28 protein-coding genes and 1 riboswitch are annotated in these 26,592 nt (G+C 36.9%); of the genes, 15 read left to right on the top strand and 13 right to left on the bottom strand.

Going from position 1 to position 26,592, the window contains the following annotated elements; all coding sequences use genetic code 11:
• Positions 1 to 32: 32 nt before the first annotated feature.
• The 4 genes from phnE (CD001_RS20665) to CD001_RS20650 form a co-directional block, all read right to left on the bottom strand.
• Positions 33 to 845, bottom strand: coding sequence for a phosphonate ABC transporter, permease protein PhnE (gene phnE, locus CD001_RS20665; protein WP_096189499.1), 813 nt, complete (start codon positions 843 to 845; stop codon positions 33 to 35).
• A complete protein-coding gene (gene phnE, locus CD001_RS20660; RefSeq protein ID WP_257009885.1) occupies positions 845 to 1,669 on the bottom strand; it encodes a phosphonate ABC transporter, permease protein PhnE in 825 nt (274 codons plus the stop codon). The genes phnE (CD001_RS20665) and phnE (CD001_RS20660) overlap by 1 nt, the downstream gene beginning before the upstream one ends.
• On the bottom strand, positions 1,650 to 2,435 hold the full coding sequence (gene phnC / locus CD001_RS20655; protein ID WP_096189497.1) for a phosphonate ABC transporter ATP-binding protein: 786 nt from the start codon (positions 2,433 to 2,435) through the stop codon (positions 1,650 to 1,652). Before phnC ends, phnE (CD001_RS20660) begins: the two co-directional genes overlap by 20 nt.
• 350 nt (positions 2,436 to 2,785) lie before the next feature.
• Positions 2,786 to 3,775 carry a phosphate/phosphite/phosphonate ABC transporter substrate-binding protein gene (locus CD001_RS20650; protein ID WP_096189496.1) on the bottom strand — a complete coding sequence of 330 codons (990 nt, stop codon included), beginning with the start codon at positions 3,773 to 3,775 and terminating at the stop codon, positions 2,786 to 2,788.
• A 453-nt stretch (positions 3,776 to 4,228) separates the two neighbouring features.
• Between CD001_RS20650 and CD001_RS20645 the strand changes: the two genes are divergently transcribed.
• Entirely contained in the window at positions 4,229 to 5,050 is an 822-nt protein-coding gene (locus tag CD001_RS20645) for an HAD family hydrolase (RefSeq protein WP_257009884.1), read from the top strand.
• A gap of 201 nt (positions 5,051 to 5,251) precedes the next feature.
• Here CD001_RS20645 and ald read toward each other — a convergent pair whose 3' ends face one another.
• Complete coding sequence (gene ald / locus CD001_RS20640) at positions 5,252 to 6,370, bottom strand: alanine dehydrogenase (protein ID WP_096189494.1); 1,119 nt, start codon at positions 6,368 to 6,370, stop codon at positions 5,252 to 5,254.
• 283 nt (positions 6,371 to 6,653) lie between these two features.
• Complete coding sequence (locus CD001_RS20635) at positions 6,654 to 6,872, bottom strand: KTSC domain-containing protein (protein ID WP_096189492.1); 219 nt, start codon at positions 6,870 to 6,872, stop codon at positions 6,654 to 6,656.
• A 223-nt stretch (positions 6,873 to 7,095) separates the two neighbouring features.
• A riboswitch (cyclic di-GMP riboswitch) is annotated at positions 7,096 to 7,179 on the top strand.
• Positions 7,180 to 7,434: 255 nt separating this feature from the next.
• On the opposite strand from CD001_RS20635, the gene CD001_RS20630 reads away from it, so the two are divergent.
• From CD001_RS20630 to CD001_RS20620, 3 genes are all read left to right on the top strand, one after another.
• The gene (locus tag CD001_RS20630; RefSeq protein ID WP_096189490.1) at positions 7,435 to 9,219 is read left to right on the top strand and encodes a sensor domain-containing protein; all 1,785 of its coding nucleotides are present in this window, start codon (positions 7,435 to 7,437) and stop codon (positions 9,217 to 9,219) included.
• 342 nt (positions 9,220 to 9,561) lie between these two features.
• Positions 9,562 to 9,990: a disulfide oxidoreductase gene (locus CD001_RS20625; RefSeq protein WP_096189489.1), complete on the top strand. Its 429-nt coding sequence runs from the start codon at positions 9,562 to 9,564 to the stop codon at positions 9,988 to 9,990.
• 7 nt (positions 9,991 to 9,997) lie between these two features.
• Positions 9,998 to 10,474 (top strand): thioredoxin family protein, encoded by a 477-nt coding sequence (locus CD001_RS20620; protein ID WP_096189487.1) that lies wholly within the window; start codon positions 9,998 to 10,000, stop codon positions 10,472 to 10,474.
• A 67-nt stretch (positions 10,475 to 10,541) separates the two neighbouring features.
• On the opposite strand, the gene CD001_RS20615 is transcribed toward CD001_RS20620, so the two are convergent.
• Positions 10,542 to 11,852, bottom strand: coding sequence for a sensor histidine kinase (locus tag CD001_RS20615; RefSeq protein ID WP_096189486.1), 1,311 nt, complete (start codon positions 11,850 to 11,852; stop codon positions 10,542 to 10,544).
• Positions 11,853 to 11,966: 114 nt separating this feature from the next.
• On the opposite strand from CD001_RS20615, the gene CD001_RS20610 reads away from it, so the two are divergent.
• The 4 genes from CD001_RS20610 (at position 11,967) to CD001_RS20595 (ending at position 18,013) form a co-directional block, all read left to right on the top strand.
• Positions 11,967 to 12,233, top strand: coding sequence for a hypothetical protein (locus CD001_RS20610; RefSeq protein ID WP_096189485.1), 267 nt, complete (start codon positions 11,967 to 11,969; stop codon positions 12,231 to 12,233).
• Between the two features lie 383 nt (positions 12,234 to 12,616).
• Positions 12,617 to 13,789 (top strand): beta-aspartyl-peptidase, encoded by a 1,173-nt coding sequence (gene iadA / locus CD001_RS20605; RefSeq protein ID WP_096190702.1) that lies wholly within the window; start codon positions 12,617 to 12,619, stop codon positions 13,787 to 13,789.
• A gap of 344 nt (positions 13,790 to 14,133) precedes the next feature.
• Complete coding sequence (locus CD001_RS20600) at positions 14,134 to 14,595, top strand: MarR family transcriptional regulator (protein ID WP_096189484.1); 462 nt, start codon at positions 14,134 to 14,136, stop codon at positions 14,593 to 14,595.
• Complete coding sequence (locus CD001_RS20595) at positions 14,582 to 18,013, top strand: efflux RND transporter permease subunit (RefSeq protein WP_096189483.1); 3,432 nt, start codon at positions 14,582 to 14,584, stop codon at positions 18,011 to 18,013. Before CD001_RS20600 ends, CD001_RS20595 begins: the two co-directional genes overlap by 14 nt.
• Before the next feature lie 444 nt (positions 18,014 to 18,457).
• Here the strand turns inward: CD001_RS20595 and CD001_RS20590 are convergent, their stop codons facing one another.
• Positions 18,458 to 19,168: a class I SAM-dependent methyltransferase gene (locus CD001_RS20590; protein ID WP_179298836.1), complete on the bottom strand. Its 711-nt coding sequence runs from the start codon at positions 19,166 to 19,168 to the stop codon at positions 18,458 to 18,460.
• A gap of 124 nt (positions 19,169 to 19,292) precedes the next feature.
• On the opposite strand from CD001_RS20590, the gene CD001_RS20585 reads away from it, so the two are divergent.
• The 4 genes from CD001_RS20585 to CD001_RS20570 all read left to right on the top strand — a co-directional run bounded on the left by CD001_RS20585 (position 19,293) and on the right by CD001_RS20570 (position 22,868).
• Complete coding sequence (locus CD001_RS20585) at positions 19,293 to 19,547, top strand: hypothetical protein (RefSeq protein ID WP_096189480.1); 255 nt, start codon at positions 19,293 to 19,295, stop codon at positions 19,545 to 19,547.
• A 325-nt stretch (positions 19,548 to 19,872) separates the two neighbouring features.
• Positions 19,873 to 20,523, top strand: a complete 651-nt coding sequence (locus tag CD001_RS20580; RefSeq protein WP_096189479.1) for a hypothetical protein — start codon at positions 19,873 to 19,875, stop codon at positions 20,521 to 20,523.
• Between the two features lie 93 nt (positions 20,524 to 20,616).
• The gene (trhA, locus tag CD001_RS20575; RefSeq protein ID WP_096189478.1) at positions 20,617 to 21,264 is read left to right on the top strand and encodes a PAQR family membrane homeostasis protein TrhA; all 648 of its coding nucleotides are present in this window, start codon (positions 20,617 to 20,619) and stop codon (positions 21,262 to 21,264) included.
• Positions 21,265 to 21,506: 242 nt separating this feature from the next.
• Positions 21,507 to 22,868: a DUF2254 domain-containing protein gene (locus CD001_RS20570; protein ID WP_096189477.1), complete on the top strand. Its 1,362-nt coding sequence runs from the start codon at positions 21,507 to 21,509 to the stop codon at positions 22,866 to 22,868.
• Here the strand turns inward: CD001_RS20570 and CD001_RS26100 are convergent.
• From CD001_RS26100 to CD001_RS20550, 4 genes are all read right to left on the bottom strand, one after another.
• Complete coding sequence (locus tag CD001_RS26100) at positions 22,843 to 23,055, bottom strand: hypothetical protein (RefSeq protein ID WP_142303622.1); 213 nt, start codon at positions 23,053 to 23,055, stop codon at positions 22,843 to 22,845. The genes CD001_RS20570 and CD001_RS26100 overlap by 26 nt on opposite strands.
• 264 nt (positions 23,056 to 23,319) lie before the next feature.
• Entirely contained in the window at positions 23,320 to 23,544 is a 225-nt protein-coding gene (locus CD001_RS27400; RefSeq protein WP_096189475.1) for a YvrJ family protein, read from the bottom strand.
• Positions 23,545 to 23,631: 87 nt separating this feature from the next.
• Positions 23,632 to 23,850: a DUF2922 domain-containing protein gene (locus CD001_RS20555; protein WP_096189474.1), complete on the bottom strand. Its 219-nt coding sequence runs from the start codon at positions 23,848 to 23,850 to the stop codon at positions 23,632 to 23,634.
• Positions 23,851 to 23,882: 32 nt separating this feature from the next.
• The gene (locus CD001_RS20550) at positions 23,883 to 24,098 is read right to left on the bottom strand and encodes a DUF1659 domain-containing protein (RefSeq protein ID WP_096189473.1); all 216 of its coding nucleotides are present in this window, start codon (positions 24,096 to 24,098) and stop codon (positions 23,883 to 23,885) included.
• A gap of 213 nt (positions 24,099 to 24,311) precedes the next feature.
• Between CD001_RS20550 and CD001_RS20545 the strand changes: the two genes are divergently transcribed.
• The 3 genes from CD001_RS20545 (at position 24,312) to arsC (ending at position 25,956) form a co-directional block, all read left to right on the top strand.
• A complete protein-coding gene (locus CD001_RS20545; RefSeq protein ID WP_096189472.1) occupies positions 24,312 to 24,956 on the top strand; it encodes a pyroglutamyl-peptidase I in 645 nt (214 codons plus the stop codon).
• Positions 24,953 to 25,294 carry an ArsR/SmtB family transcription factor gene (locus tag CD001_RS20540; protein WP_096189470.1) on the top strand — a complete coding sequence of 114 codons (342 nt, stop codon included), beginning with the start codon at positions 24,953 to 24,955 and terminating at the stop codon, positions 25,292 to 25,294. Before CD001_RS20545 ends, CD001_RS20540 begins: the two co-directional genes overlap by 4 nt.
• A gap of 242 nt (positions 25,295 to 25,536) precedes the next feature.
• Positions 25,537 to 25,956 (top strand): arsenate reductase (thioredoxin), encoded by a 420-nt coding sequence (gene arsC / locus CD001_RS20535; protein WP_096189469.1) that lies wholly within the window; start codon positions 25,537 to 25,539, stop codon positions 25,954 to 25,956.
• A gap of 107 nt (positions 25,957 to 26,063) precedes the next feature.
• Here the strand turns inward: arsC and CD001_RS20530 are convergent, their stop codons facing one another.
• On the bottom strand, positions 26,064 to 26,579 hold the full coding sequence (locus tag CD001_RS20530; RefSeq protein ID WP_096189468.1) for a hypothetical protein: 516 nt from the start codon (positions 26,577 to 26,579) through the stop codon (positions 26,064 to 26,066).
• Positions 26,580 to 26,592: the final 13 nt, after the last annotated feature.

Raw genomic sequence — 26,592 nt, 5'->3', positions numbered from 1 at the left:
GGACACCCTCATACTTATTTGATTTTCGTTCACTAGACGATTTTTTTTCGAACATACGCACTTAAATAGTCAATGACGGTAACGATGATAATTATGATGATTAATGCCATACCGACTTCGTCCCAATTTCGGTTCATCGTTGAAATCTGTATCATCATTCCGATTCCACCAGCACCGACAAGACCAAGGATTGTTGATGATCTCACATCAATTTCATAACGATAAATGGCATAAGATAAAAATTCAGGTATGACTTGTGGAATGATGCCATAAAAAAGAATTTGCAGTTTATTTGCTCCGTTTGCTTCAAGTGTTTCGACGACATTCATATCGATTGACTCAATGACTTCGGAGTAAAGTTTTCCGAGCATTCCAATTGACCCGATTGCGATCGCAAGGACACCTGCAAAAGCCGATGGTCCGACAGCTGCAACGAAAATTAACGCAAGCATAATCTCCGGAAAAGCCCGTATCGCATCAAGTGCCCATTTAGAAGCAGTGTTCATTATTTTACTTTTAATCATATTTTTCGCTGCAAAAAAACCGAATGGAATAGCGAGAACAGCCGCTAACAATGTTCCTGTATAAGCCATTGCGAGCGTTTCAGCCATTAATAATGTGGCTTCAGCAGTAACGGACCAATCTGGTGCGAATAATTGTGGAATGACTCTTCCAACATTGTTTAATGTTTGATCACTGAAAACTCTACTCCAGTCGATTCCGATACTGGAAAAAGTCCATATATAAATGGCTAATAATGCGATACCAATGACCCAGTTTCTTATTGATTTTTTTACTGGCCGTTTCTTTTTTGGAGGTAAGATCAATGTCTCACTTTGTGCCATTATAAAATCTCCTCCCTAATTTTTCCACTAATGTACTCGATGATCACGACAGCGACAAAGATGATTAAAATGATCATCATCGCATTTCCATATTGGAAAAAGCTGATTGAACGCTGCAACAGTTGACCAATTCCACCAGCACCGACAAAACCGAGCACTAGTGAGGCCCGAACGTTTATTTCAAAAACGTAAAGAGAAAACGATGTATATTGCGGTAAAATTTGTGGGATGACTCCGTATACGATGACTTGTATTGTATTTCCCCCTGAGGCACGAATCGCTTCAAGAGGGTTTTTATCAATTGCTTCAATTGTTTCAGCTAGCAGTTTGGCTAATATTCCTAATGAAAAAATGATTAACGCGATAATTCCGGAAAAAACACCGATTCCGAAAATGCCGACAAAAATGACAGCAAGAAGCAAGTCAGGAATCGTCCGCAAAATATTCATAAACTGCTTCGTAATATTGTAAATGTATTTATTTGGTGCAATATTAGATGAAGCCATTAAACTAATTGGTATACATAAAATTGCGGCAACTGTCGTTGCAATTATCGCCATTTGGACTGTTTCTGCGAGACGTCCTGAGGCTTCACCTGCGTAACTCCAGTTTGGCGGAAATAACTCAGCGATCATTCTCCATACATTTGGGAGCCCGTCCCATAAATCTTTCGGCGACGATTCTGTATAAAGCGACGAAAACAGGTAAACAACTGCGACAATAATAAAGACAAAGGTTAGTTTCCATTTCGCTTTTTGAGCCCGAAGACCAGGAGGATTCGAAAGGGGATGATGTTCTGTTGAACTAATTGATGGCTTCATCATCTTCTCCTCCTACCATATCTTCCTCTCGAATTTTTCGTCCATATATTTCTTCAAACGTTTTTTCTGTCACAAGTTTAGCGTCACCATCAAAAACGACTTCTCCATTACGCATTCCGATAATACGGTCTGCATATTCCATCGCCATATCGATAAAATGCAAATTAACAATCGTAGTAATATTGTCTTCTTTATTCACTTTTCGTAAATAAGTCATCACTTGGTGTGAAGTAGGAGGATCAAGGCTTGCAACGGGTTCATCTGCTAAAATCACTTTCGGTTGTTGTGTTAACACCCTTGCAATACTGACACGTTGTTGCTGACCTCCACTAAGCTCATCAGCTCTTGCATGTACTTTATTACCGATATTAACTCGCTGTAGAGATTGATAAGCTAATGATAAGTCTTCTTTGCTGTAGAAGTTCAACACGCTTCGCAAAGTCCCCGTATGACCAAGGCGACCGGCGATTACATTTTTCATCACACTAGAGCGTTTAACAAGGTTGTAGTTTTGAAAGATCATCCCGACTTTTGTTCGTAGCTCTCGAAGCTTTTTGTTGTTATATGTGAGGATGTTCTCATCATCAACGATCAACTCTCCGCTAGTTGGTGTCACCATACGATTAATACTGCGTATGAGCGTTGACTTCCCTGCACCGGAAAGTCCGACAATCACGACAAATTCACCTTGTTTAATCGTTAAATCAATATGTTTTAATCCTTGTGTCCCATTCGGATAAACAAGTGACACATCTCTAAATTCAATCATTTCATTGTCCCCCTGTAATCAACGTTATAACTCTATTTCTTAGTTAAGAATAAAAGTGTAAGAGGATGTTCAAAAAGTGGGAAACTATCGTATCTCTGCGTTGACTCGTTTCTCCGTCGAGACAACTCGATCGATCAGATCTTCATCCAAACTCCCCGTGTCTAACGGGAACACCGAAGTCACCACATCCGTGTGGAGGAAGCGCCTTTTTGAACACACACTGTAAGTGAAATTGATTTGCTTACTTGCTGAGATTAGCAGCTGTATACACAATTGTTTAAAGACGTGCGAAAGAGGAGAAGAGTATCTCCCCCTCTTTTGCTAAAAAATGATTTGACATGTAAACGATGTCAGTTTAATGGGTCTACTTCATCAGCGAAGTTTTCATAAGCTTCACGCACTATGTCATATTCATTGTCTTCTGCTTCTGCAATTCCATCCCATCGATAAACTTCTTGCATAATGTTGATCATTTCCTCATCGTCATTGAATGCTAAAAACGCATTACGGATTTGGTCAACAAAGTCACTTGGTAATTCTTTAATTACTGAAATAGTATCGTTTGGAATTGGTTCTGTGTGGCCTAATACGACTAACCCATCTTGTTCATCAAATACTTCAGGGTAGTCATCTTCAATGATTTCTCTCGCATCTTCAAATGTCGTAGCAACATCGGCATTGCCTTCTAAAACAGTAATTAATGCATTGTCGTGAGAACCAGCTTCGAGTAAGTCACCGAAAAATTCATCCTCTGTAATGTCAAATTCATCTCTTATTTGCGTTGCAGGGAATAGGTAACCACTCGTTGAAGCAACATCTGGGAATGCCCATACTGTACCTTCAAGATCTTCTAACGATTCAATGCCCGAATCTGCACGAACGGAGTATTGTGCTCTATAGTTATCTTCACCATCACGAATGGACTTTAAGATAACATCAATATCATGGCGTTCATTTGCTAACACATATGCAAATGCAGGAATAAAACCGACTTGAACTTGTCCACTCCCCATCGCTTCGACAAGTGCTGAATAATTTGTCATGACACGGCCATCTACTGGAATTCCTAGCTCTTCAGATAGACGCTCTGCTAGCGGTTCGACTGTAGAAGCAATTTGGTCAGAATCAGTAGAAGGAACAAAACCTAATACAATCTCATCAGGAAGGTCTCCGTTTTCACCATTTGTATCTGCATCATCATCGTCTGCAACTTCTTCTGTCTGTTCATCATTGCCATCATCTTCATTGGATTCAGCAACTGCTTCTTCTTCATCTTCTCCACATGCAACTAACGACAAAGCTAGCACAGTAGAAAATAAACCTACCAACAATTTTTTCATGTTAACCCCTCACTTTTTATCTATTGTTGTCTTACAATTGTGATTATGCATGAGGGATTTGTGGAATACTATAGAATTTACCTTATTCTTACATAACCTTTACAAAGGCTGTTTTTTGTTTACATTTCGTTAAAGACCGATTCATATTTTGCTAAGAGAACTTCTGCTTGATGGAAGGGAGTCTTTGTATTACTCTTTATAGGAGGATGTCTTAACCATTTGTTTGCTATAAGAGGATGTTCAAAAAGTCCGGGAAAAACAGCTTTCGTATCTCTGCGTTGACTTGTTTCTCTGTTACTCACGTATTAACACGATACGCTTCTGCGACTCATAAATTTGTCCATTGATCTACTTGGCTCTTTCTGTCCTCCTTTTTGAACATGCACAATAAAGTAAGAAACATATCGGTATTTGATAAAGCCCAATCACACGAATACATAAAGGAAGTGAATGATGTTGAAAGGGAATTTATACATCTTTGATTTAGATGGAACATTGTATGAAGGAACAGATCACTTTGATTATTACGCAAAACGGCTGTTAACCGATGTCATAGCCGAAAAACAAGACGACTATTGGAATGACTACGATAAGATGAAAAAGGGCAATCATCCTGTAAAAATTGGGAAAGCGTATGATGTTCAAAGAGATTTAGCCGTAACAGTAGACCCAATGACGTTAACAGTCGTTGAAGCACATGATTGGGATGCAAATCCAATTGAGAACATAGGAGAATTGTATGGAAAAGACCAAATAAAGTTTGACTTTGAAAACATTGTTGCAATTGGGGACGGTTGGTGGCTACCATTTGCATGTGCAAAACACTATGGTGTAAAAGATTGTTACCGGCGTTATTTAGAGACAAAAGAATATATGGTCAGTGATGAATTTCAGCTTGATCAAATACCTGGGCTTCGTGAATTTTTATTGGAATTAAGAAAGTCTTCACCGACCGTACTAATGACGAACAGTGACCGTGAAGACGTTGGAAGATTATTGAAAGAATTAAACTTAGATCACGTATTTGAGCACATTATTACATCAGCGCAAAAGCCGACATTTACTGACGGATTATTTGGTGAACTTCAAAAGCAATATGAGGTCGACATGGGAGAGATCGTTTCAATTGGGGACAATTTTATTAATGAAATTGCACCTGCCTTACTTAAAGGAATGAAAGCTGTTTATATATCAGAACATCCGCATCAAGCTGAACACGAACGATTAACACATGTCAATAGAATTACGGATTGGATCGAGGCGATGAAAAAGTAAAGGAAGCCGAAATCCAGCCTAAATTTTTCACATAAAAAACGTGTTTATCCAAGGCTATCTCCCCACGTTCTTCAAGGAGCTAGCCTTTTAGTGCTCAGAGTGAAAGGTGAGGCAACATCCAATATGAACCGATCCAATAAAAAAGGCGAGGCTATCACGAAAAACGTTGATCTTTCCGTGATAGCCTCAAGTAGTGAATGATTAAATGGATAATGTTTCACGGACAGATTTGTATTCATAGCCCAAGTCACGTGCGACAGCCTCGTAAGTGACATATCCTTTTGCCGTATTGACTCCTTTTTCTAAAGGCATGCTATCCTTTAACGATTGAATGATTCCTTTGTTTGCAATTTGGAGTGCATAAGGAACCGTTACATTCGTTAAGGCAATCGTTGAAGTTCTCGGAACAGCACCAGGCATGTTTGCGACTGCGTAATGCACAACTCCATGTTTTGTGTATGTTGGATCATCATGCGTCGTAATTTTGTCAACGGTTTCGATAATTCCCCCTTGATCAATCGCAACGTCAACGACAACGGAACCGTGCATCATTTCTTGAATCATCTCTTCCGTGACTAGTTTCGGTGCTTTGGCACCAGGAATTAAGACGGCTCCGATAACAAGGTCAGATTCTTTAACGGCATTCGCAATATTTAACGGATTACTCATCAATGTATTAATTTCGGTCCCAAATATGTCATCTAGCTGACGAAGCCGTTCTGGACTTAAGTCGATAATTGTAACATCAGCCCCTAAGCCCATCGCAATTTTTGCTGCATTTGTGCCGACGACACCGCCGCCGATTACCGTAACTTTTCCACGTTTTACTCCAGGCACTCCAGATAGTAAAATACCACTACCGCCTTTAGGCTTTTCAAGAAATTGAGCGCCAATTTGTGCTGCCATTCTTCCGGCAACTTCACTCATTGGTGTAAGTAAAGGAAGTGTCCGATTCACTTCCACAGTTTCGTAAGCAATTGCTGTAACTTTCTTTTCGGTAAGTGCTTTTGCTAATTCAGGAACAGCAGCTAAATGCAAGTAAGTAAATAAAATCAACCCTTCACGAAAATAATCATACTCTGATGGAAGCGGTTCTTTTACTTTCATGACCATATCAGAGTGATCCCAAACTTCTTTAGCGGTCTCGAGTATGACAGCACCTGCTTCGGTATAATTGTCATTCGTGAAACCGCTTCCAATTCCGGCGTTTGTTTCAACATAAACATTGTGACCAGCCTGTACTAAAGTTAAAACGCCTGCTGGTGTCAGTGCAATACGGTTTTCATTGTTTTTCACTTCTCTAGGTACTCCAATTTTCACAATTAACCCCTCCTTATATGTAGGTTTTCGTTTACAACCTAAGATATCCAATTCTATTTTAACGAACTAACATTCGTTAAACCACTATTTTTTTCATGGTTTCTCAATACTTTCCACATTAAGAACATAGTACGCCACTCGTTAAATCATTCTGGCCAGATTCAATTAAAGGGGGAGCAGTCAGACGCCAAAGTTTTAAATGACATGAAGAAGACTCCCGCCTTTTTATCATGAACATTTACGCGATAAGTTAAACGGAAGTCCTTAATTAGTGAATAGGAAATTATCTGTCATTAATCATTGTCGATGGATAATTAGGTTGAATCCGGTCTTGAAAAAAATCAGAATAATTTTCACTTGATAATAAACCGATATAGTCAAGCTTATACACTTCATAATAAATCATATAGTCTCCATCTTTAAAGCGGACGTGTAATTCTCTTAAAGCTTCATCATAGGAGACTGATTTTAAATTTCCATGATTTAATTCGACAAACTCCATGATATATCCCCCTTTATTTAATGAGGTTTGGTAATAGAATACCCTGAAGGCTGAAAAAAGAAACAAAGAACATGAGAAAGATCGTGAACAGAATTTAAGGAAGATCCTTTTCTTAAAAGGAGTGTTAAATAACAAATTTACCGAAAAATTTCGTCAAAAATCTTGATTATTTGTTTGAAAAAATAATACAATGAAATTAGCAATATTTTCATATTATGAAATGATGTGATGAGGAAGCTATGAAAGCATATCTTCATGTGGGCACTTTGATATGCAGGAGCTAGTAGTGCAACCGACCTGAATAAAGGTCGGTTTTTGTGCATTTATGGAAAAAAATAAATATTTTATAAAGATCCTTTATTTCACACATGTCATAAATATGTGGATACTGTGATTGTGTCGTAAACGATCTGGGATAAACGGTCTGTCCCCCTAAGAAATGATCATGTAAAGAAGATGATCAGATCAAACAGTATGATTAGTAAATGACGTACAATGATGTGACGTCAACTTTCTGCAATTCGATCATCATCTAAAAGAACTTCATCCAGGGAGGGAAAAAATGAAGAATAAAGATGAAAGCATAAAAGTTCAACTGAACCGAGACGACATGGATTCTCATTTTCCAGATTGGTTTTCGAAAGTATGGTTTCAGGTAAATAAAGATGATGATAACAAAAACAGAGGATATCAGGAACTTATACATAAGTTAAAAGAAGCTTTAGAAAAAACATCGTTACTCGTAATTACAACAGGAGATGGGAAAATCGTATATGTGAGTCGTTCATTTACAGCATCGCTTGGATACGCTGAATATGAATTAATTGGTAGGGATTACGATTCGTCGTTTAACCTCAAAAAAAATGCCCAATTCGATGAAGGAAATCAACTTGTCTGGGAAGCTATATACGAAATGAAAAACGGTGATGTCGTCACATTCCAAACAGTCATGACCCCACTTTTTCCAGAAGATGGTGAAGGAGAGGGGTATCTTCTATTACACCGTGATATCACCGAATTGAAAGAAGCAAAAAAAACGATTGAAGAACTTGTCATTGCTGATAAATTAACCGGATTGCCGAACAGAGAAAAATTTGAGCAGGATATTCTTTTGCAAATAAACAAAGCGAAACATACAAACCGTTCATTTGCCGTTTTTTACATAGACTTAGATCGGTTTAAATTTTACAATGATACATTAGGTCATTTTACTGGTGATCAATTAATAAAAAAGATTGCAATGAGGCTGAAAGAGATTGAACAAATCAATGTTACGGTTTATCGATATGGAGGAGATGAATTTTCGATCTTATTGAATAATCCATCACACGAGCAGGAAGTACATGTATTTGCTGAGGAAATACTGGATTGTTTTCAAAAGCCCTTTGTCATTAATGGATATGAGCTATTTATTACTGCAAGTATCGGTATTTCTGATTACCCAGAGCATGGGAAAACTTATGGATCGATCGTTTATCAAGCCGAACTTGCCATGCATCATGCAAAAGAACGTGGAAAAGATGGTTATCAATGGTACACACCATCAATCAAAACGAAACATGTTGAAAGACTTAAGATCGAAAAGCGGTTAAGAATAGCAACCGAAAAAAAAGCTTTTTATTTATGTTATCAGCCGCAAATTGATTTAAAGAAAAAAAAAGTCATCGGAGTAGAAGCATTAATTAGATGGGATGATGAAGAGCTTGGGATCATTTCACCAGGTTCATTTATTCCATTAGCTGAAGAAACAGGTTTGATTGTACCGATAGGTGACTGGGTTCTTGAACAAGCGTGCAAACAAGCAAAAAAGTGGTTCGAACAAGGGATATCTCTTCGGATGGGCATTAATATTTCTCCCATTGAGTTCCAACGTCCTGACTTTGTCAGTAAAGTAAAAAAGGTTTTAAGTAAAACGGGTTTACCACCTCAATTACTTGATCTTGAAATTACAGAAAACGATTTATTGTATAATCGTGAAGAATGCTTTAAGACGTTAGAACAACTAAAAGAAATTGGGATAAGTATTTCAATCGATGATTTTGGAACGGGCTACTCCTCATTAGGATATTTGCGACGTTTTCCGATTGATACTTTAAAAATTGACCAGTCATTTATTCGAGAAGTGCTGGACAATACGAATGATCAAGCTATTGTTACTTCGATTATTCAGCTTGCCCATAATATGAATTTAAGAGTTATCGCTGAAGGAGTAGAAACATCTGATATGGTCGAATTTTTGAACAAACAACAGTGTGATGAAATGCAAGGTTTTTTATACAGCCGACCTTTGCCGTCAGACGAAGTCACTTCATTCATTAAGAAAACAACTCCGATGATGGTGCTCTAGCACGGGCAAATAGTTTATAAGGTTGCACTGCCTCAGAGGATGACTCCATAGCAAGTGCCTGGAAAACAGACACTACATGAGTCATCCTCTCGTTGTTGTAAGTTGGACTAAAAGCTTTATTTGGATTTCCCTAATCGAAAAGTCAACTTCTCTTGGAGTGCCATAAAAAAGGAAAGGTTTTACGGTGCTTCAAGGAATTTCAATATCTATATCAAATCATTAAATACACTAATGGCAAAGGTATGAGTGACGTTTTGGTGAATTATTAATCATATTTCTTTTCAAAACAAACAGTTCGTACTAAGATAGAAAAGCAAGACCTGTCCGAAATGAGGGAGAAGGATGAAAGATAAACAAGAAAAAATTGAACTAGCAATGTTTACTGCTTGGGGAATTGCTTTAATTGCAACACTTGGCTCGCTCTTCTTTTCAGAAGTACGAAATTATATTCCATGTGAGCTCTGCTGGGTGCAGCGAATTTTTATGTATCCTTTAGCAATCACTTTAGCAATCGCTGCAGTAAAAAAAGATGCGAAACAAGCCTTTTATACATTGCCTATTAGTGTAATCGGTGCAGGGTTTTCACTCTACCATTATTTAGTGCAAAAAATACCTGCTATAGGTGAAAATTCAACTGCTTGTGGTATCATTCCATGCAATCATCAATATATTAACTGGTTTGGATTTATGACGATTCCATTTTTAGCTTTTATTGCATTCATGAGTATCTCACTCATTATGGTATGGGTGATTAAATCATCAAAGGAGTGATTGTAAAATGAAGAAAATTATTATATTCGGTCTTATCGTGATTCTTATATTTGGTGCTTTAGCATTTTTAACTTCTTATCAAAACAAACAGCAGTCAGAAGGAAACCCATTTGGGAAAGAACGTCTATATCCTGAGACAATTGAACAGCTTGATGATCCTTTGTATTCGAATATAATTCTTCCGGACGAATTAGATGATAAGCTTGAGAATGAAGAAGATGTAACCGTGTATTTTTATAGTCCACAATGTGAGTATTGTAATGAAGCATCGCCAATTCTCATCCCTTTAGCGGATGAAACAGGAGTAGATCTAGAGCTTTATAACATCTTGGAATTTGAACAAGGATGGGATGACCATCAAATCTCTGCGACGCCTACTCTTATTCATTATAGAAATGGTGAGGAAGTAATGCGTATGGAAGGATTGCATGGAGAGGAAGAGTACCAAAATTTTTATGAGCATTTCGTATTAAATAATGGTTAAACTTAACGATCAAAAAGGCTGTTTTCTCGTAAAACAGCCTTTTTAATTTGAAATTCACTTCGAATTTTTATACACTTTGACTTGAAGTTTTACTAGAGATAAATTCATTTTCAAATGCAGCAGGAAGTTGAATGATAAATTCTGTTCCAATATCAACTTTACTGTTAACGGTTACTTGGCCGCCCCATGATCGAATAAGATTATATGTAATCATGAGACCAAGCCCAGTCCCTTTTTCTTTTGTCGAATAATAAGCAGTACCAAGCCGTTTTACTTGTTCATTCGTCATGCCGCAACCGGTATCTTTAACTTTTAATATGACATGGGACTCTTTTTGTGATCCTGTTAAAAATAAGCTGCCACCGTGTTCCATCGCTTCGATCCCATTTTTAGCTAAGTTTAATAATACTTGTGTCAGTTCTTTATCATCAGCTTTCACTTTTAAATGGGTCGGAACGTCTAAAAATACCGAAACGTTATTCATGAGCGCATAAGCTTGAACCGTGTGTCTAACCTTGTCCATTACATGATAAACGAGAACAGGCTCATTCACCTTTTCTTTTGGCTTTGCCAATGATAAATAATCGCTTATTATCGATTGAGCTCGGTCAAGTTCTGAAATGGTCAGTTGTAAATATTTTTTTTCATCATCAGTTAACTTCGAGTTTGAGTGAATCAACTGGATAAATCCTCTTGCTACAGTCATTGGGTTACGTACTTCATGGGCAACTGATGCAGCAAGTTCACTGACTAGTCGAAGCTGTTCACTTTTTTGTAAGTCTTTCTCTAACTGTTCACTTGTTTGTATCAGGTTAATTAAGGAGAGAATAAGTAATGCAATTAGCCCTGTTACACTTGCATATACGATCCCGACAATGAGAGATTCTCCTAACGGAAGCATCAATGGGTTAGTTGGGAAAAAAAGAATAATCATAATTGGAGAGAAAAAGACAGCTAAAGTGACAAGCGATCGCTTTTTCATCTCAAATTTATTGTATCTTAACGATATCCAATATGCTCCGAAAAAAATAAAGGTTGCTGCGCATAAGCCGAACAACATTACCTCTAAATCATAGAGAATGAAATTTGTTGATGATTGAACGATTATAAGCGGTATGCCATATATCCAACCTCCAAGCAAGGTAGCGACAAATATTGGGATGAACTGAAAGTCAAATGGAAGAATATTCTGCATGATCTCGACCCGAATCGGGAATAACATAATAAAGATGATCGTTACCATACATAAAAAAAAGAAAAATAATTTTGTCAAAGTCGTATGATGATGGAGTTTTAAGCCTTTCCAGAACATGACGTATAAGAAGATGGGTGTTAATAAAACGAATAAATTGAGTAAAAATTGTAGGAATATTTCCATATTGGGTCTCCTCCCAGTCTTCTTTCTCTAGTTACATTGTACGGATAATAAAGAACAATCTCAATAAATTGTTATAAAAGGTGAAAAATTTTGAAAAAGAATGGAGAGTAAAGAATGAAAAAATTAATTCAGTGTATCGGTATCGGAATATTTGTTGGTTGGGCAATCGCTTTAATCGTAAATTTCCCCATATATCAACATACTGCCTCACTAGCGACATTATTCCACCCGATTGTTGATGGCATATTATTTATGGGATTCATGTTATTGTTATATTTCGTCGTTTTTGGGCTATATAACAAGAAAGAGAAAGCAGCATCGGTCGGGTTATTCGTATTGGGCTCGATTTCCCTTGGGATTGCCGCAATGTTATACTTCTAAAAAACCTTGAGAACTTCATTGTTCTCAAGGTTTTTTTATGAAGATCAGATCTAGCGATTTGCCTCGACGGACAGGACGTTCTAATGCCGGGCATGCCACATGACGTGGCGTATTACCCGGTTGACGGATATATATAACCACAGAGCGATGCTAGAAGAGGCAGCGTTTTCTCCGATAGGCGGGCGCCTTGCGCTTATCTTGTTTCAATAAGAATTATTTCCTCTGAAATGAGAAATAAAAAGATGAAAACTTGATCGGTATAATCTAACTTTTCGTCTACAAAACGATGGAAAGATATCAGCAAGTCATTTAAGATAAGACATGGGAACATTATGAAAATTTCATTAATTTATAAAAGAAATTTATTCGGAGAGGTGTTCAACTTGCTGAAACTAATAAAAAACGGAGAATTATTTTCACCTGAATATTTAGGTGTAAAAGATATTTTAATAGCTGATGGAAAAATTGCAGCAATTGAAAAGGAGATTGAAATAACAGCATCAAAAAATCATTTAGAATTGATTGATGCAACAAATCAACTCATTACGCCAGGCTTGATTGATGGTCATGTACATATTACAGGTGGCGGAGGAGAAGGAAGTTTTAAAACTCGTACACCAGAACTAATGTTAACAGATTGTATAGAAGCAGGAATTACGACAGTTGTAGGTGTTATTGGCACAGATGGCACGACAAGAACGATGACGAATCTCGTTGCAAAGGCGAAAGGACTAAATGAAGAAGGAATCTCTTGTTATTGTATGAGTGGGAATTATCACGTTCCAGTAAAAACGTTAACAGGATCTGTAGAAAGTGACTTGATCCTCGTACAAGAAATCATTGGTGCAGGTGAAATTGCGATTTCCGACCACCGATCATCTCAACCGACAAAAGCGGAATTAGCCAGATTAGCTAGCGAGGCGAGAATTGGTGGAATATTGTCAGGAAAAGGTGGCGTTGTAAACATTCATGTCGGTGATGGAAAAGGGATGCTTACTCTACTTGAAGAAATAGTTGATGAGACGGAAATCCCAATTCAACAACTGTGGCCGACACATATAAATCGACATGCAGATCTTCTTGAGGCAGGGATTGTTTATGCTAAGAAAGGTGGATATATCGATTTTACAACGAGTAGTTTAAATCCAGATCTTGAGCACTCGGAATTAAAATGCAGCCGTATATTAAGAAGAGTACTAGAAGATGGTGTACCAATAAATCAAGTGACGTTTACTTCTGACGGCCAAGGAAGCTTACCAAAATTTAACGAGGATAAACAATTTATAGGACTTGGCGTTGGGAAAGTAAAGAGTTTATTTACAGAAGTTCGTGATGCTCATGTGAAAGAACAAATACCATTTGATCAAGCTCTTAAAGTGGCAACAGAAAATCCAGCAAATGTGTTGAAGTTAGATGCGAAAGGGACATTAAAGCCGAACAAAGATGCCGACATATTAATCCTTTCAAAAGATCATCTTGAAATAAATAGTGTGATTGCAAACGGTCGATGGCTTATGAAAGATAACGAATATGTCGTAAAAGGGACATTTGAATAATGATCTAAAGTGAATATTAACATGAATCGAATACGAGTAATTATAGCCAATAAAAGGTGCCTTTAAGGTACCTTTTATACGTTTATATCTTGTCTAACGGCAAGCGGAAGCGATAACATCAATCATTACATATAAGTGCAATAAGCCCAAAAGCACTGTCATTTCAATTAACAGTGTGTTCCTAAAATTTTTATCAGATCTTCAATAAATTTTCCTAACTATGTCAACCATATCCCCTTCAATAAATTGTCAATGATTTACCTTTCATTTTGTTGAAAAAAAGTTCAAGAATCTTTATAGTTAAGAAAGTTAATTATTTAAAAACTAATTATTTGAGGTGGACAATGAACAGAAGTGAAATGATGAAAGAAATTGAGGAACTTGTCGTAGATATCAGCCTCATGATCAATCATGAATTTAGTACTGAATACGACAACAAACTCTCATCAAATCAACAACTGCTTTTATTTTTGATCGGAAAAAAGGGAGTTAAGTATGTCAAAGACTTAGCCTATTATTTAAATGTATCAGCGAGTGCAGTAAGTCAAATGGTTGCTAAATTAGAGCAAATGGACATGGTTGCACGTGACATCGATCCAGCAAACAGAAGAAATACGATATTAAAACTTGGACCAGATGGGGAGCATTTATTAAAACTAATGGTCGAAAAGCGGGAATTGATTTTTTCAAAGTATTTATCGAAAATGAAACTTGAGGATTTAAGCAATCTTCAGCATTCATATAAACAATTTCGAGACATTATTTTAGCAGAAAGGAAGAAGGAGGAACGACGTGAAACTGACTAATTTTTCAATCAGAAGACCTGTATTTACAATTGTAGCAATGACATTGTTCTTACTATTAGGATTAATTTCACTAATTAATATTCCTTTAAAACTAATTCCAGACATTGATCCGCCAATTGGAGCTGTCGTAACGAGTTATGATGATGCTAGTCCGGAAGAAGTTGTTCAAAGAGTTTCACGTCCGCTTGAAGAAAGTTTAGCAACGTTACCCGGATTAAATAATATAAGCACGATCTCGATGGAAGGCTCTTCAATGACGATTCTTGAGTTTTCATGGACAACATCGATTGACGATGTCGAAAATGATATTATTACGAGAATGAATCAAGCACCATTACCATCAGACGCTGGTGATCCACGTTTTTTAAAATTTGATCCGTCACAATTCCCGATTATCCAGCTTTCACTAGCTACAGGAAACGAGGATGATCATTTAAGTGAACTCGTACATGATTTAGAGCAGGAGTTAGTGAAGATTAATGGTGTAGCGACAATTGATATTGTAGGTGATGCCATTGATGAGATTGTCGTTGAACTAAATCAAGATGAGCTTGAAGGTTTTGGACTCGAGCAGTCTGACGTAGTGAATGCTATTCAAGCTCATAACGTAACTGCACCAGGAGGAACAGTTCGAAGCGGGGATTATGAGTTAACAACCAGAGTCCTTTTTGAAATGAATGATTTAGAAGACATTGAGTCAATTGTATTAACCGTTGACCCAGAAACTGGTGACGAAATCACGGTAAATGATGTTGGTACAGTTGATATTATCCCTGAGGCAAGTAATGTCATTACTGAAACAAATCAAGATCCATCCGTATTGTTAAGTGTCCAGCAGCAATCTGATGCAAATACAGCAGATGTTTCTAGAGCGTTTAATGACAGGCTAAATGAATTGCTGGAAGATGAAAAGTATCGTGATTTAGATATAGCGATGTTGTTTGACCAAGGTGATTTCGTTGAAGAAGCGGTCAGTAATGTCTTTATGGCTCTTATTGCCGGCGGAATCATTGCGATGCTCGTGTTGTTCTTCTTTTTACGAAGCATGAAAACACCATTGTTAATTGGAATAGCGATACCGTTTTCTGTTATCGTGACGTTTGTATTACTTTATTTCACAAACTTTTCACTTAACATAATGACATTGGGCGGACTTGCATTAGGGATCGGGATGCTCGTCGATAATTCAATTGTCGTAATTGAAAACATCTATCGTCATTTATCAATGAAAAAAGAGCCGAAAACAGCTGCGATGGATGGTGCAAAAGAAGTCGCAGCAGCGATTACTGCATCTACATTAACGACAATTTCCGTTTTCTTGCCCGTCGTTTTTATATCAGGGATAGTCGGTAATTTATTTAGAGAGTTTGCTCTCACTGTTTCATTCAGTTTATTTGCCTCTCTTGCAGTTGCATTAACTGTCGTCCCGATGATTGCAAGCCGTATTTTAAAAGCACCTAAAGAAAATATTGAAAAGAAGCGAAGAGAGTCATCTTTTGTCAAAACATTTGACCGCTCTGCACGCTGGTCATTAAAAAATCGTACAGTTATTTTCATCATCACGCTTCTTTTGTTAGTTGGAGGAGGGTACGGTGTCACAACAGTCGGGACAGAATTTTTACCAGCTTCAGATGAAGGATTCTTTACTGTCGAAGTTGAAATGGAGCGAGGTACATCTTTAGAACAAACGCATGAATCGATTCAAAACATTGAGGAGATTCTTGATGATGAGGCAGATATCCGTGATTACCTAAGTATTACTGGATCAGCTGGCCAGGAAGCCTCGGTTTTTGGTACGAGTAACAGTCATGAAGCCTCCATTTATGTGACGATGCTTCCTTTAAATGAACGGAATGTATCAACGATGGATTTTGCTGAATCAATTCGACGTGACATTGAACGTGCTGCTCCTGATGCAGATATTTCAATAGAGTTTGAAGCATCATTTGGAAACAGTCCGAATACGTTTACTTTTAATGTGACAGATACAGATCCAAACCGTCTTGAAGAAGTTTCTGATGAACTTATGGCAGAATTTGAAGAAATGCCAGAGTTTAATGAAGTAATAAATGACTTGACTGACACAGTTCCGGAAGTGCAAATTCTCGTTGATGAAGAAGCTGCAAGAGATGAAGGATTCGCACCTGCTCAAGTTGCTGACCTTGTTAATAATAAGATGCGAGGTGCAATGGCTACACAAATCGTTACAAATAATAATGACATTTATGAAGTCCATGTTCAATATGAAGAGGAAGCCATTGATGATATTGATGCATTAGAAAATTTACGCTTACGAAATCAAAATGGAGAGTATATTTCCCTTGGTGATATTGCAACGATTGAAGAAGGTGAAGGACCAGCGACAATTAATCGTATTAACCAAGAGGATTCTGTTCAATTTACACTTCAATATGGAACACAATACCATCTTGGAGAGATATCAGATTTAGTTCAATTAACAATTGATGATCTCGATATTCCTTCTGAGACATCGATCTCATTTACTGGTGATCAAGAGTTGATGGAGGACGCAATCAATGATCTAACTCTTGCCCTTATATTAGCGATTGTGTTTGTGTATTTAGTAATGGCTGCACAATTTGAATCGTTTAAATATCCATTTGTTATTATGTTTAGTGTTCCGCTCGTACTTATTGGTGTAGCAATCGGGTTAACGGTGACAAGAACACCGATTAGTGTGACAGCTTTCATTGGGCTTATCGTTCTTGCTGGTATTGTCGTGAATAATGCGATTGTGCTAGTAGATTATATTAATCAGAAAAAAGCAGCTGGATATCGCAGCTATGAAGCGATTGTTGAAGCAGTAAAAGACCGTGCACGCCCGATCTTAATGACAGCTATGACGACGATTTTAGGACTTGTCCCGCTTGCATTAGGAATCGGGGAAGGAACAGAGTTGCAGCAGCCCATGGCGATTACAGTTATTGGCGGCATGATAAGTGCGACGTTTTTAACATTGTTCTTTATACCTGTTGTCTACAGCTTTTTCGACCGAGAAACGCGGAACTTAAACCGAAAATATGTCATGCCGGATGGTCAATTAATTCCTGCGTACTTGCTTGATGAAGCTTATACTACTGAACAAGGAAAAAGAAGAAACCATTACAAATTACAAGAGGCAGATAAAGATGATCGTGAAACAGACTTTAAAGAGTTTTATCGTGAAGTTGATGAAGAACAGCCGTTACATTTTGAAGAATCGTACAATGAACATGAGGAAATTCAAGATGTAAATGAAGAACGTTACGAAGAACCATTTATGTATGACGAGGAGAATCCGCCATCTTTACCCCCTCGCAAACAGCGTAAAAAGCGTACTGACATGTCGCGTGACGATCTGCTCGACTTATTAGAAAATATCGTAGAAAGAAATAAAAAGAGAGATCGAGATGATTAACGAAAAAGCTAGGATCCGTTGAGATCCTGGCTTTTTTTATAAAGGCATTTTTTAAAAGATAAGAAACAACCATGGCTACGCTTCTCGTATAAAATATCAATATTGCTGTCTAGACTTCAGGCACGAGCGTTTACTACACGAGCTTCCACACGGATGTGGTGATTTCGGCGTCCCCGCAGGACGCGGGGGTTTAGCCGAAGATCTGATCTAGCGATTTGCCTCGACGGACAGGACGTCCTAATGCCGGGCATGCCACAGGACGTGGTGTATTGCCCGGTTGACGGATATAACCACAGAGCGATGCTAGAAGAGGAAGAGGCAGCACTTTCTGCCGATAGGCGTGCGCCTTGCGCTTTTCTTATGATTTTCCGTAAAAATTGTCGTTTGCATCAACAGAGATGATAAAGGAGTAGCAATGAATACGAAAGGAGCTATTTTATAAAACTATATTTTTTTACAAACAGCATAAACATAATCAAAAAAAGCTAATTTACTTTCATTGAAGCTTAGATGCTGTTCCATAACCTTTTCTAAATCAGCTGTTATTTCTTCATCGAACATCATCTCTGGTATTGTTTTTTCTTCCTCATCAGAAAACAATTCGGTGCTTTCGTATGTGCGTAACAAAGTGAAACCACAACTTTCTATTAAAGATATCCAATCTTGTTTCGTGTTTAACGTAGAAAAATCATAGAATGTTTTATACTCATTTAATTGTGAAGGGGATAATCCTCCGTGATATACTGGTTCTAATAAATAGAGGGTTCCAGTTCTTTTAATCCAGTTTTTAAACAGTTGCAACACCTCTTTACTTGAAGTGAAAGATAAGACAGATTCACATATGATCGCCTCAAACGTTTCGTTTTCAAAATGTGCCTCAGAAATATCTTTTTGGACAAATGTAATGTTCTGAATATGCCGGTGACGCTGTTTCGCCTTTCGGATCATTTTTTCATGTGCATCAACTGCAATGACTTGAGAATTATACTGTTGTACGATTGTTTTACTCGTGTCACCAATCCCACAACCAACTTCTAAAACGTTAGAATGATGTTTAATTGGATATTCACTTAACACTTTCTTTGTTGAAATCTTTCCTCCAGGATGAGCAGATGCAATACCATAAGCTGCAAGCATATCAGTGTAATTTACCATCGGTTTTCCTCCCATTTTATAGTTTATGTATGCTAAATTCCTTATGAACGTGACGATTGTCCAAACCTTTTTCATTCATTGCAATACACTATAGATGAGGCAAGTTGAAGGAGGTGGACGCTACATGGCAAGTGCGTCACATTATTATGACTTATGCTGCCGACATCGAGGGCGTGTCGCTAGAATTACTGATCGACGGGGGAGAGAATATGTAGGGAGAATTGTAAATGTTGATAGGACCAATGTTTACCTACAACCTTTCGGTGGTTCCAGGCAGTATGGCTTCGGTTATGGTTATTATGGAGGATATAGTCCAGTTGTACCGATTGCTTTAGCGGCGATAGGTGGTTTCCTAGTAGGAACCGCATTTTTCTGGTAATTTTACATTTGTATGGAACTTTGCTTATGATGACTTATACCAATTCTATTTGAAAAGTAGGATTGGTTTTTTTCTAGTATTATAAGTAATAAAAAAAGCTTTTTTTCTGTCATTTTGTCAGAGTATTATTCTGCTATTGAGCTCTTTGAATAGATTCTGATATATAATACGACATCATCTTGCATAATTTCCCCCTTTTCAATGATTGGAAAAAAGTGATAAAATAAAATCGCTTTTATACATAGAAACGTTTCCTTCATAATAAATAAGGTATAATGAAGAGAAATAAAAATGTTTTCTAAATAAACTAAAGGGGTTCATTACTATGAAAAGGGTGGCTTTCATCATTCTCTTCTTCACTTTACCATTATTTACAGCATGTTCTGATGAAAATTCAAGTAGTGATCTTGAAGACTACGAAGATTATACTGACTCTGATATTGATACATTAATTTCTACAAATGAAAATCTTGCAAACCAATTAGAACAAGAACGTGAACAAATGAAAGAGATGTTAGATACAATCGATGAATTAAAGGAAGAGAACGCACAATTAAAAGATGATATTTTAACTTACAAACAACAAGTAATAGAAGTGGACAACTTAAGAGATACAGAGCGGCAATTGAGAAATGAACTTGATGAACGATCGAAAGAAATCTTTCAAGCGATGCATGAAGTGGATCATGTTAGTCTTGAAGAGCTAGTTGGCGATAATATTACGGTTTTTTCCGATAATGAGACAATTGAAATTGAAAATGAAGAAGGGATAGTGAATACCTTTCATTATTTGAAATTAGATCAAGTTAATTATGTCCGACAAACTCTTTTTCAATATCATGAAGAAGATGAGCTTTTTACACTTGAATACACATTTTTCACTGCTGGTGATAAAGATGTACGCTTTGATTTCGAAGTGATTTTAACTTATAAAAATGATGATGGTTGGAAGTTAAACTCAATAATGTATAATTAATGTCTTGTATGGTACAATGAACAAAATAAAAATAGGCACATACACATATTTGTGAAGGATAGATTTTGGCAAGATGAGAGGAGTTTTTACAGGTTGGGTAATACACATACTTTTACGAAGAAAGAAGAAATTGCTAACGCGATTACTCATGGAATCGGTATCGTTTTAGGCGTTGGTGCACTTGTCTTGTTAATTGTCTTCGCCAGTCTACATGGAACAGTCGGGCACGTGATCAGTTTTACAATATACGGAGTGACGTTTTTACTGTTGTATGTTTGTTCAACTTTGCTTCATAGTTTCCAAAAGGAAAAAGTGAAATCAGTTTTTGAAATACTAGATCACTCTGCAATATATCTATTTATAGCTGGCACATATACGCCGATTATGGTTATTGTCGTTGACGGTACAATTGGTTGGGTGCTGTTATCTGTAGTCTGGGCTTTAGCAGCAGCAGGAATTGTTTTTAAAATCTTTTTTGTAAAAAGGTTTATCGTCTTATCAACATTGTTTTATATAGGAATGGGATGGCTCGTTGTATTTGTTTTAAACCCAATTATGACAAAAGTTGCCTTACCAGGCGTGATTCTACTAATTACAGGCGGAGTACTTTATACAGTTGGTACAGTGTTTTACATTTGGAGAAAGTTCCGCTATCACCATGCTGTGTGGCATTTGTTCGTTTTAGCAGCAAGTATTACTCATTTCTTATCAATATTGCTCTACGTTTTACCAGTTAAATAATGAGGAACCACGGATCACGGTGATCTGTGGTTTTTTCTATAAGAATTTCAAAGCCTGTGGATATTCGTATAACTGTAACTAAAGATTTCGCCATTAAGACTTGCTCGAAAGCATAACTGCTTTGTGTATAGTTGTTCACTTTACAAAAAAATGAGTGATTCTTAAAAAGAAGTAGCAAATTAATGCGAACTCATATTTTCTTCTTTCTTTTTCATACTAAGTAAAAAGGAGGAAGAGCATCGATGACGAGGTTATGGTTATTCGTTCGATCAAGTTATTGGTTTATCCCGATGCTTTATGGTTTATTCTCAATCATTTTTGCATTTTTTTGCCGCAAGCTGGACATTTTTATGTGGAAGAATCCTCATTTCGCAGAAAGATTACCAGCGTTACTTTTTGTTGAACAGTCTTTAGCCCAAAATATATTTGGGACTATTTCTTCCTCTTTATTAACGATGACAACGATCTCTTTTTCATCGATTTTAGTTGTTTTAACAACTTATATCACTCAGTTTTCTGCTCGGACACTGCGGAATTTTATGAATGATCCACATACGAAACGGATTTTAGGAGTGTTTATTAGCGGCTTTGTTTTTTCACTGACTTTAATGCTTTTAGTGAATGAGTCTCATCCGGATGTATCGGATGCAAGACTTTATTTATCCCCCTTTGTTGCAGTCGTTGTTGCAATCATTAATGTCGGTTTTTTCGTATTTTTTATCCATCATGTGTCTAAATGGATTCAAGTGAGAAACCTTATTCAGCACATATATGAAAATACTGTCATAGTCATGGAAAAATATATGAAAGATCATGATGGAGAACAAAATGATCCTTGGGATCAATGGGAAAAAGGAGAACTGTTTGAACTAGTAGCTACACCGCTTTTTTCTCCAGAATCAGGTTATATACAGTGGATTAATAATAAAGGACTTGTTAAATTAACGAAAAGTGAAGATGCGATCGTGAAAGTTCATAAACAAATTGGCGAATATGTATCAGCACAGTCACCAGTTCTGACAGTTTATCGGAAAACAACAAAACCTGTTTCAAAGAAAAAGTATATGTCGATGCTCATCATAGGAGACGAAAGGGAAGCGGTACAAGATGTGAGATTTGGAATCATAAAGCTCGTAGAAATCGGTAATCGCTCACTATCTCCAGGAATTAATGACCCTCACACAGCGATGCAATGTATTGAGCATTTAGGTAATTTATTACGATTATTAAGTAATAAAGTACTGCATGATTCGGCAATTGAAGATGAAGAAGGCCAATTAAGGGTCATATTAATTCCGATGACCTTTAAAGATTATATTGAACTATGTTTTGCAGAATTAAGACATTACGGAAAAGAAGATGTCATGGTCGTGTTGGCATTGTTAAACAGTTTACAAAACATCGCACGATTTTTATCAAAGTCAAATGAACTAAAGAAGGACGTCTGGTCTTTTGCAGAACAAATCATTGAAAGTATAAAGCAACAGTCTTTTTTAAAAAATGAGATTGACAAACTTCAAGTACAAATTGATGAATTATCTGCTTTAACGGTCCATGCACCGAAAGAGAAGAGAAATATCATCCAGTCATATGAGCAGCCATAGAAATGAGCAGGTAAAGTACGTATGGAATACCAAATAAGTAAACGACTTTAAACAGTCTTTTTGTCCAAGTATCTAAATAATTAAGTAACGTTTCAACAGGAGGATCATTCAGCTCATGGTGAACATTACTACTTATTAATGGAGTCGTCGTGTTACGATTCTTCTTTTTCAAGTTATGTTCGATCACATTGAAACACCTCTTTCTAAAAGTGGACAAGCTTTCAAACTTAAAACCATTTCTATGAAAAAAATAAAGAAATAGACCTAAAACAATAAAAATATAAAAATCAATGAAACCAAAATACCTAAAAACGAACATACCAAAATAACCAAAAATATCCACGTGCCAGGCACCTGGTGAATTACTACCAGGTGCCTGGCACGTGGGTGAAATTGGAAGATTACGTTTCAAATTCACCGTAGTGAGTATCCAATTAATAATCAGTTTGTGTTACGTGTTCTTTCTTATGTTCGTCACGTATTCCTTGATTAACGGATCATTAGCAAGGTCTATCGAATGAGTCTTCATATGATTAGTACTAAGGTTTTTTTGACATGATAGATTATTGATTGAATAGACGACTTGATCAAGTTTTCGTTCAATACGATACAATAAATAAAATGTTATCACGATCGGAAAACCGAATTCACCAATCATCATCATCCATGACTCCATCGTTTCACCTCCTACGTTATTTTATAAAAGGCTGCAAGGAAGTGGTTTCCTTACAGCCTCAACTAGAAATAACTTCAATGTTATCGATTAGCTCAATTCAATTTCTTCAACTGTTCGATCCACGATACGAGCACCACGTTTTTCAGTAAGCTTTCCATTACTTGAAGTAAAGACATCTAAATCAATCATTTCATCCATGACAGAGGAAATGTGTTCTCCGTCTGCTGGCTCCACCGGTTCATCAAGCCCAATCGTTACGCTTGTACCACCTTCATTTACAAAAATAAGTTCTAATCTCTTTGCCATTTGATCACCTCCTTATTGACAGCTGCTTATCCTTATTCTGCTAAATCATACGTGTTAAATCGTTCAACCTTATCCAGTTCATATTGCTGTAGTGAGGCTAAAGAATTAGCCGCCTGCAGTAAGGCTGGACTTTCTGCAGCGGGCTGGATGTTACGAAAATGTCTCGTTAAAAAAATTTCAGCTCCTTCATCATCAAACCCGGTAACGAATGTTAACGTAAGGCGTGTGTCCATCGCTTCGTTGCTCATGCTTGATCACCTCCTTTCATAAAAATAAGTACGACATTTTGAACAAAAAGGATAGGATCGATCATTAGATTTTTAACTGAAAGATAGCAAAGTGGTGTGACCGAAAAGAAATATAGATAATAATAGATGTGAGAGGCATTTTAGCAATGAGTCGATGAAGCTACTTGAATTTATTCGAATGGAGGGAGAAAATAGAAAGGAGGTGATCCGACAATGAAAATATTATTATCAGGTTTTGAACCGTTTGGCGACCTACATACGAATCCAACGATGGAAATTATCGAACGTGCTAAGAAATGGGAATTTACGAATACAGAGCTCGAGACTGTCATTCTCCCTGTAGTATATGGAAAATGTGCAGATGAATTGATTGAAAGAATAAAAGAATTTGAGCCGGATATTGTAATCTGTTTAGGAGTTGCCGTTGGACGTGCGAATATTAGTTTTGAAAGAATTGGTATAAACGTTCAAGATATTCATAATACTGGTGGGAGAGCCGTTTCTGGAGATAATAGTGGAGACAAACCAGTCGATCGGCCAATTGACGAAAATGGTCCTGACGGTTTATTTGCGACTCTACCTAATAGAAGACTTATAGATGTGGTAAGAAAAGCAGAGATTCCAGCATCGATATCAAATACTGCAGGTACGTATATTTGTAACGATACACTGTATCGACTTTTGCTATTTATTGAGCGCAAAGAAGCACGAATGATTGGTGGTTTTATTCACGTACCAGCAAGCCCAAATATGGTTATGGAACAACCGAACCTCCCGAGTATGAGTATTGAAACACAAGAAAAAGCTATTTATAAAGTCGTTGAAACTCTCACAGAAATGGAAGAGGCGAGAAAATGAAAAAGGAACGATTACAATATTCAGAAGCAGCAGAAATTATCAAATTAATGAGTGATAAAACGAGACTGACGATGATGGCATTATTACATATTGAGGAGTTATGTGTCTGTGAATTCGTTGAAATTTTTCAATCGAGTCAACCTTCCGTGAGCCAGCATTTACGTAAACTTAAAGACAAAGACCTTGTCCGGGAACGGAGGAAAGGACAATGGATTTTCTATTCCATTAATGAAGATCACCACGGGATTGACCTCGTTAGAGCAATCATTAATGAAGTAACAGATGGTCAAATACTGTTAGACGAACTTGAAAAGAGTGGAAAGCGGGTTTGTTGTTAGTTCTTTATACTATAAGGGTTTATATAACCGATGGACAATCGTATAAAGGTAACGAAGGTTTTCACCATTAAGTCTTACACGAAAGCATGAGAGTTTTTAGGCAGCACATTTCGCTTTTCATAAGCAAATATTTGTTTACAAAATCTTAACATCCTTTTTGTTCGGAAAAATGCTTAGTTTATGGAAAGTATGATAGTATATAAGTATATTGTTATATGTTTATATGAAAGGGGCGTTTATTGATGTCAAAACGAGTCATTTATTTTTTGTGTACAGGCAATTCATGCCGAAGTCAAATGGCAGAAGCTTGGGGAAAACATTATTTAGGTGAAGAGTGGGATGTTTATTCAGCAGGTATTGAAGCCCACGGGGTTAATCCAAATGCGATCAAAGCGATGAATGAAGTAGGGATTGATATTTCAGGTCAAACTTCCGATGTCATTGACTCCGATTTATTAAATAAAGCCGATTTAGTCGTAACACTATGCGGTCATGCAAATGACGTTTGCCCAGCTACACCTCCTCATAAAGAAAGAGTCCATTGGGGGTTTGACGACCCAGCGAAAGCAGAAGGTACAGAAAAAGAAAAATGGGCGTTTTTCCAACGTGTAAGAGATGAAATTGGTGAACGTATAAAGACATTTAAAGAAGCAGGGAAATAATGAAAATGGAAAACGAGAGCCGACAAGTTTGTTATCGATAACGAACAGCTTGTTGAATATTTAAAAAAACGCTTAGTTCTAAGCGTTTCAGTCAAATACAATTCCATTTAATTAGATTTTTTTTCGAAATATGTATAGTTGGAGAGTAATTCTTCAACTTTTTCTTTTTCATCATTACGAATCGATGTTTTTATTTTTGTCCCTTTATCAAGTTCCATAATAAGTTGAGTTTTTTTACTTCTTTTTTTGCCCCATTTCAATGAGCGAATTTTGCCCCATTGTACATGATACCCCGCAAAAACAAGGGCATGCCCTCGTACTTCAAAGATCTTGTCCAAAGCAATTAGGACGGTTATCCCTAAAAAGAAAATAATCATAATTAATATGGTAGCCCGTTCAAAGCTTTGAAAAATTTCTACATAAAAAAAGATATTCACAAACAATAAAATATAAGCAAAGACGACGGAAACTTTATACAATTTTGAAGACGTCGATATTTTTTTAGGGTCTTTTAAATTAAATATGACATAATCCCTCATGTTTTTTCTTCTTTGGTGAGTGAATATATGATAAAGAGCAAGTACACCGAATATAGTTGCGGTAAATAAGTACAGCCATTGCATCGTTGCTTCCCTC

Source organism: Evansella halocellulosilytica (genome assembly GCF_002335745.1).
GTDB lineage: Bacteria > Bacillota > Bacilli > Bacillales > Salisediminibacteriaceae > Bacillus_CA > Bacillus_CA halocellulosilytica.
Note: the sequence above shows the minus strand (reverse complement) of the source record. Positions and strands in the feature narration are given on the sequence as shown.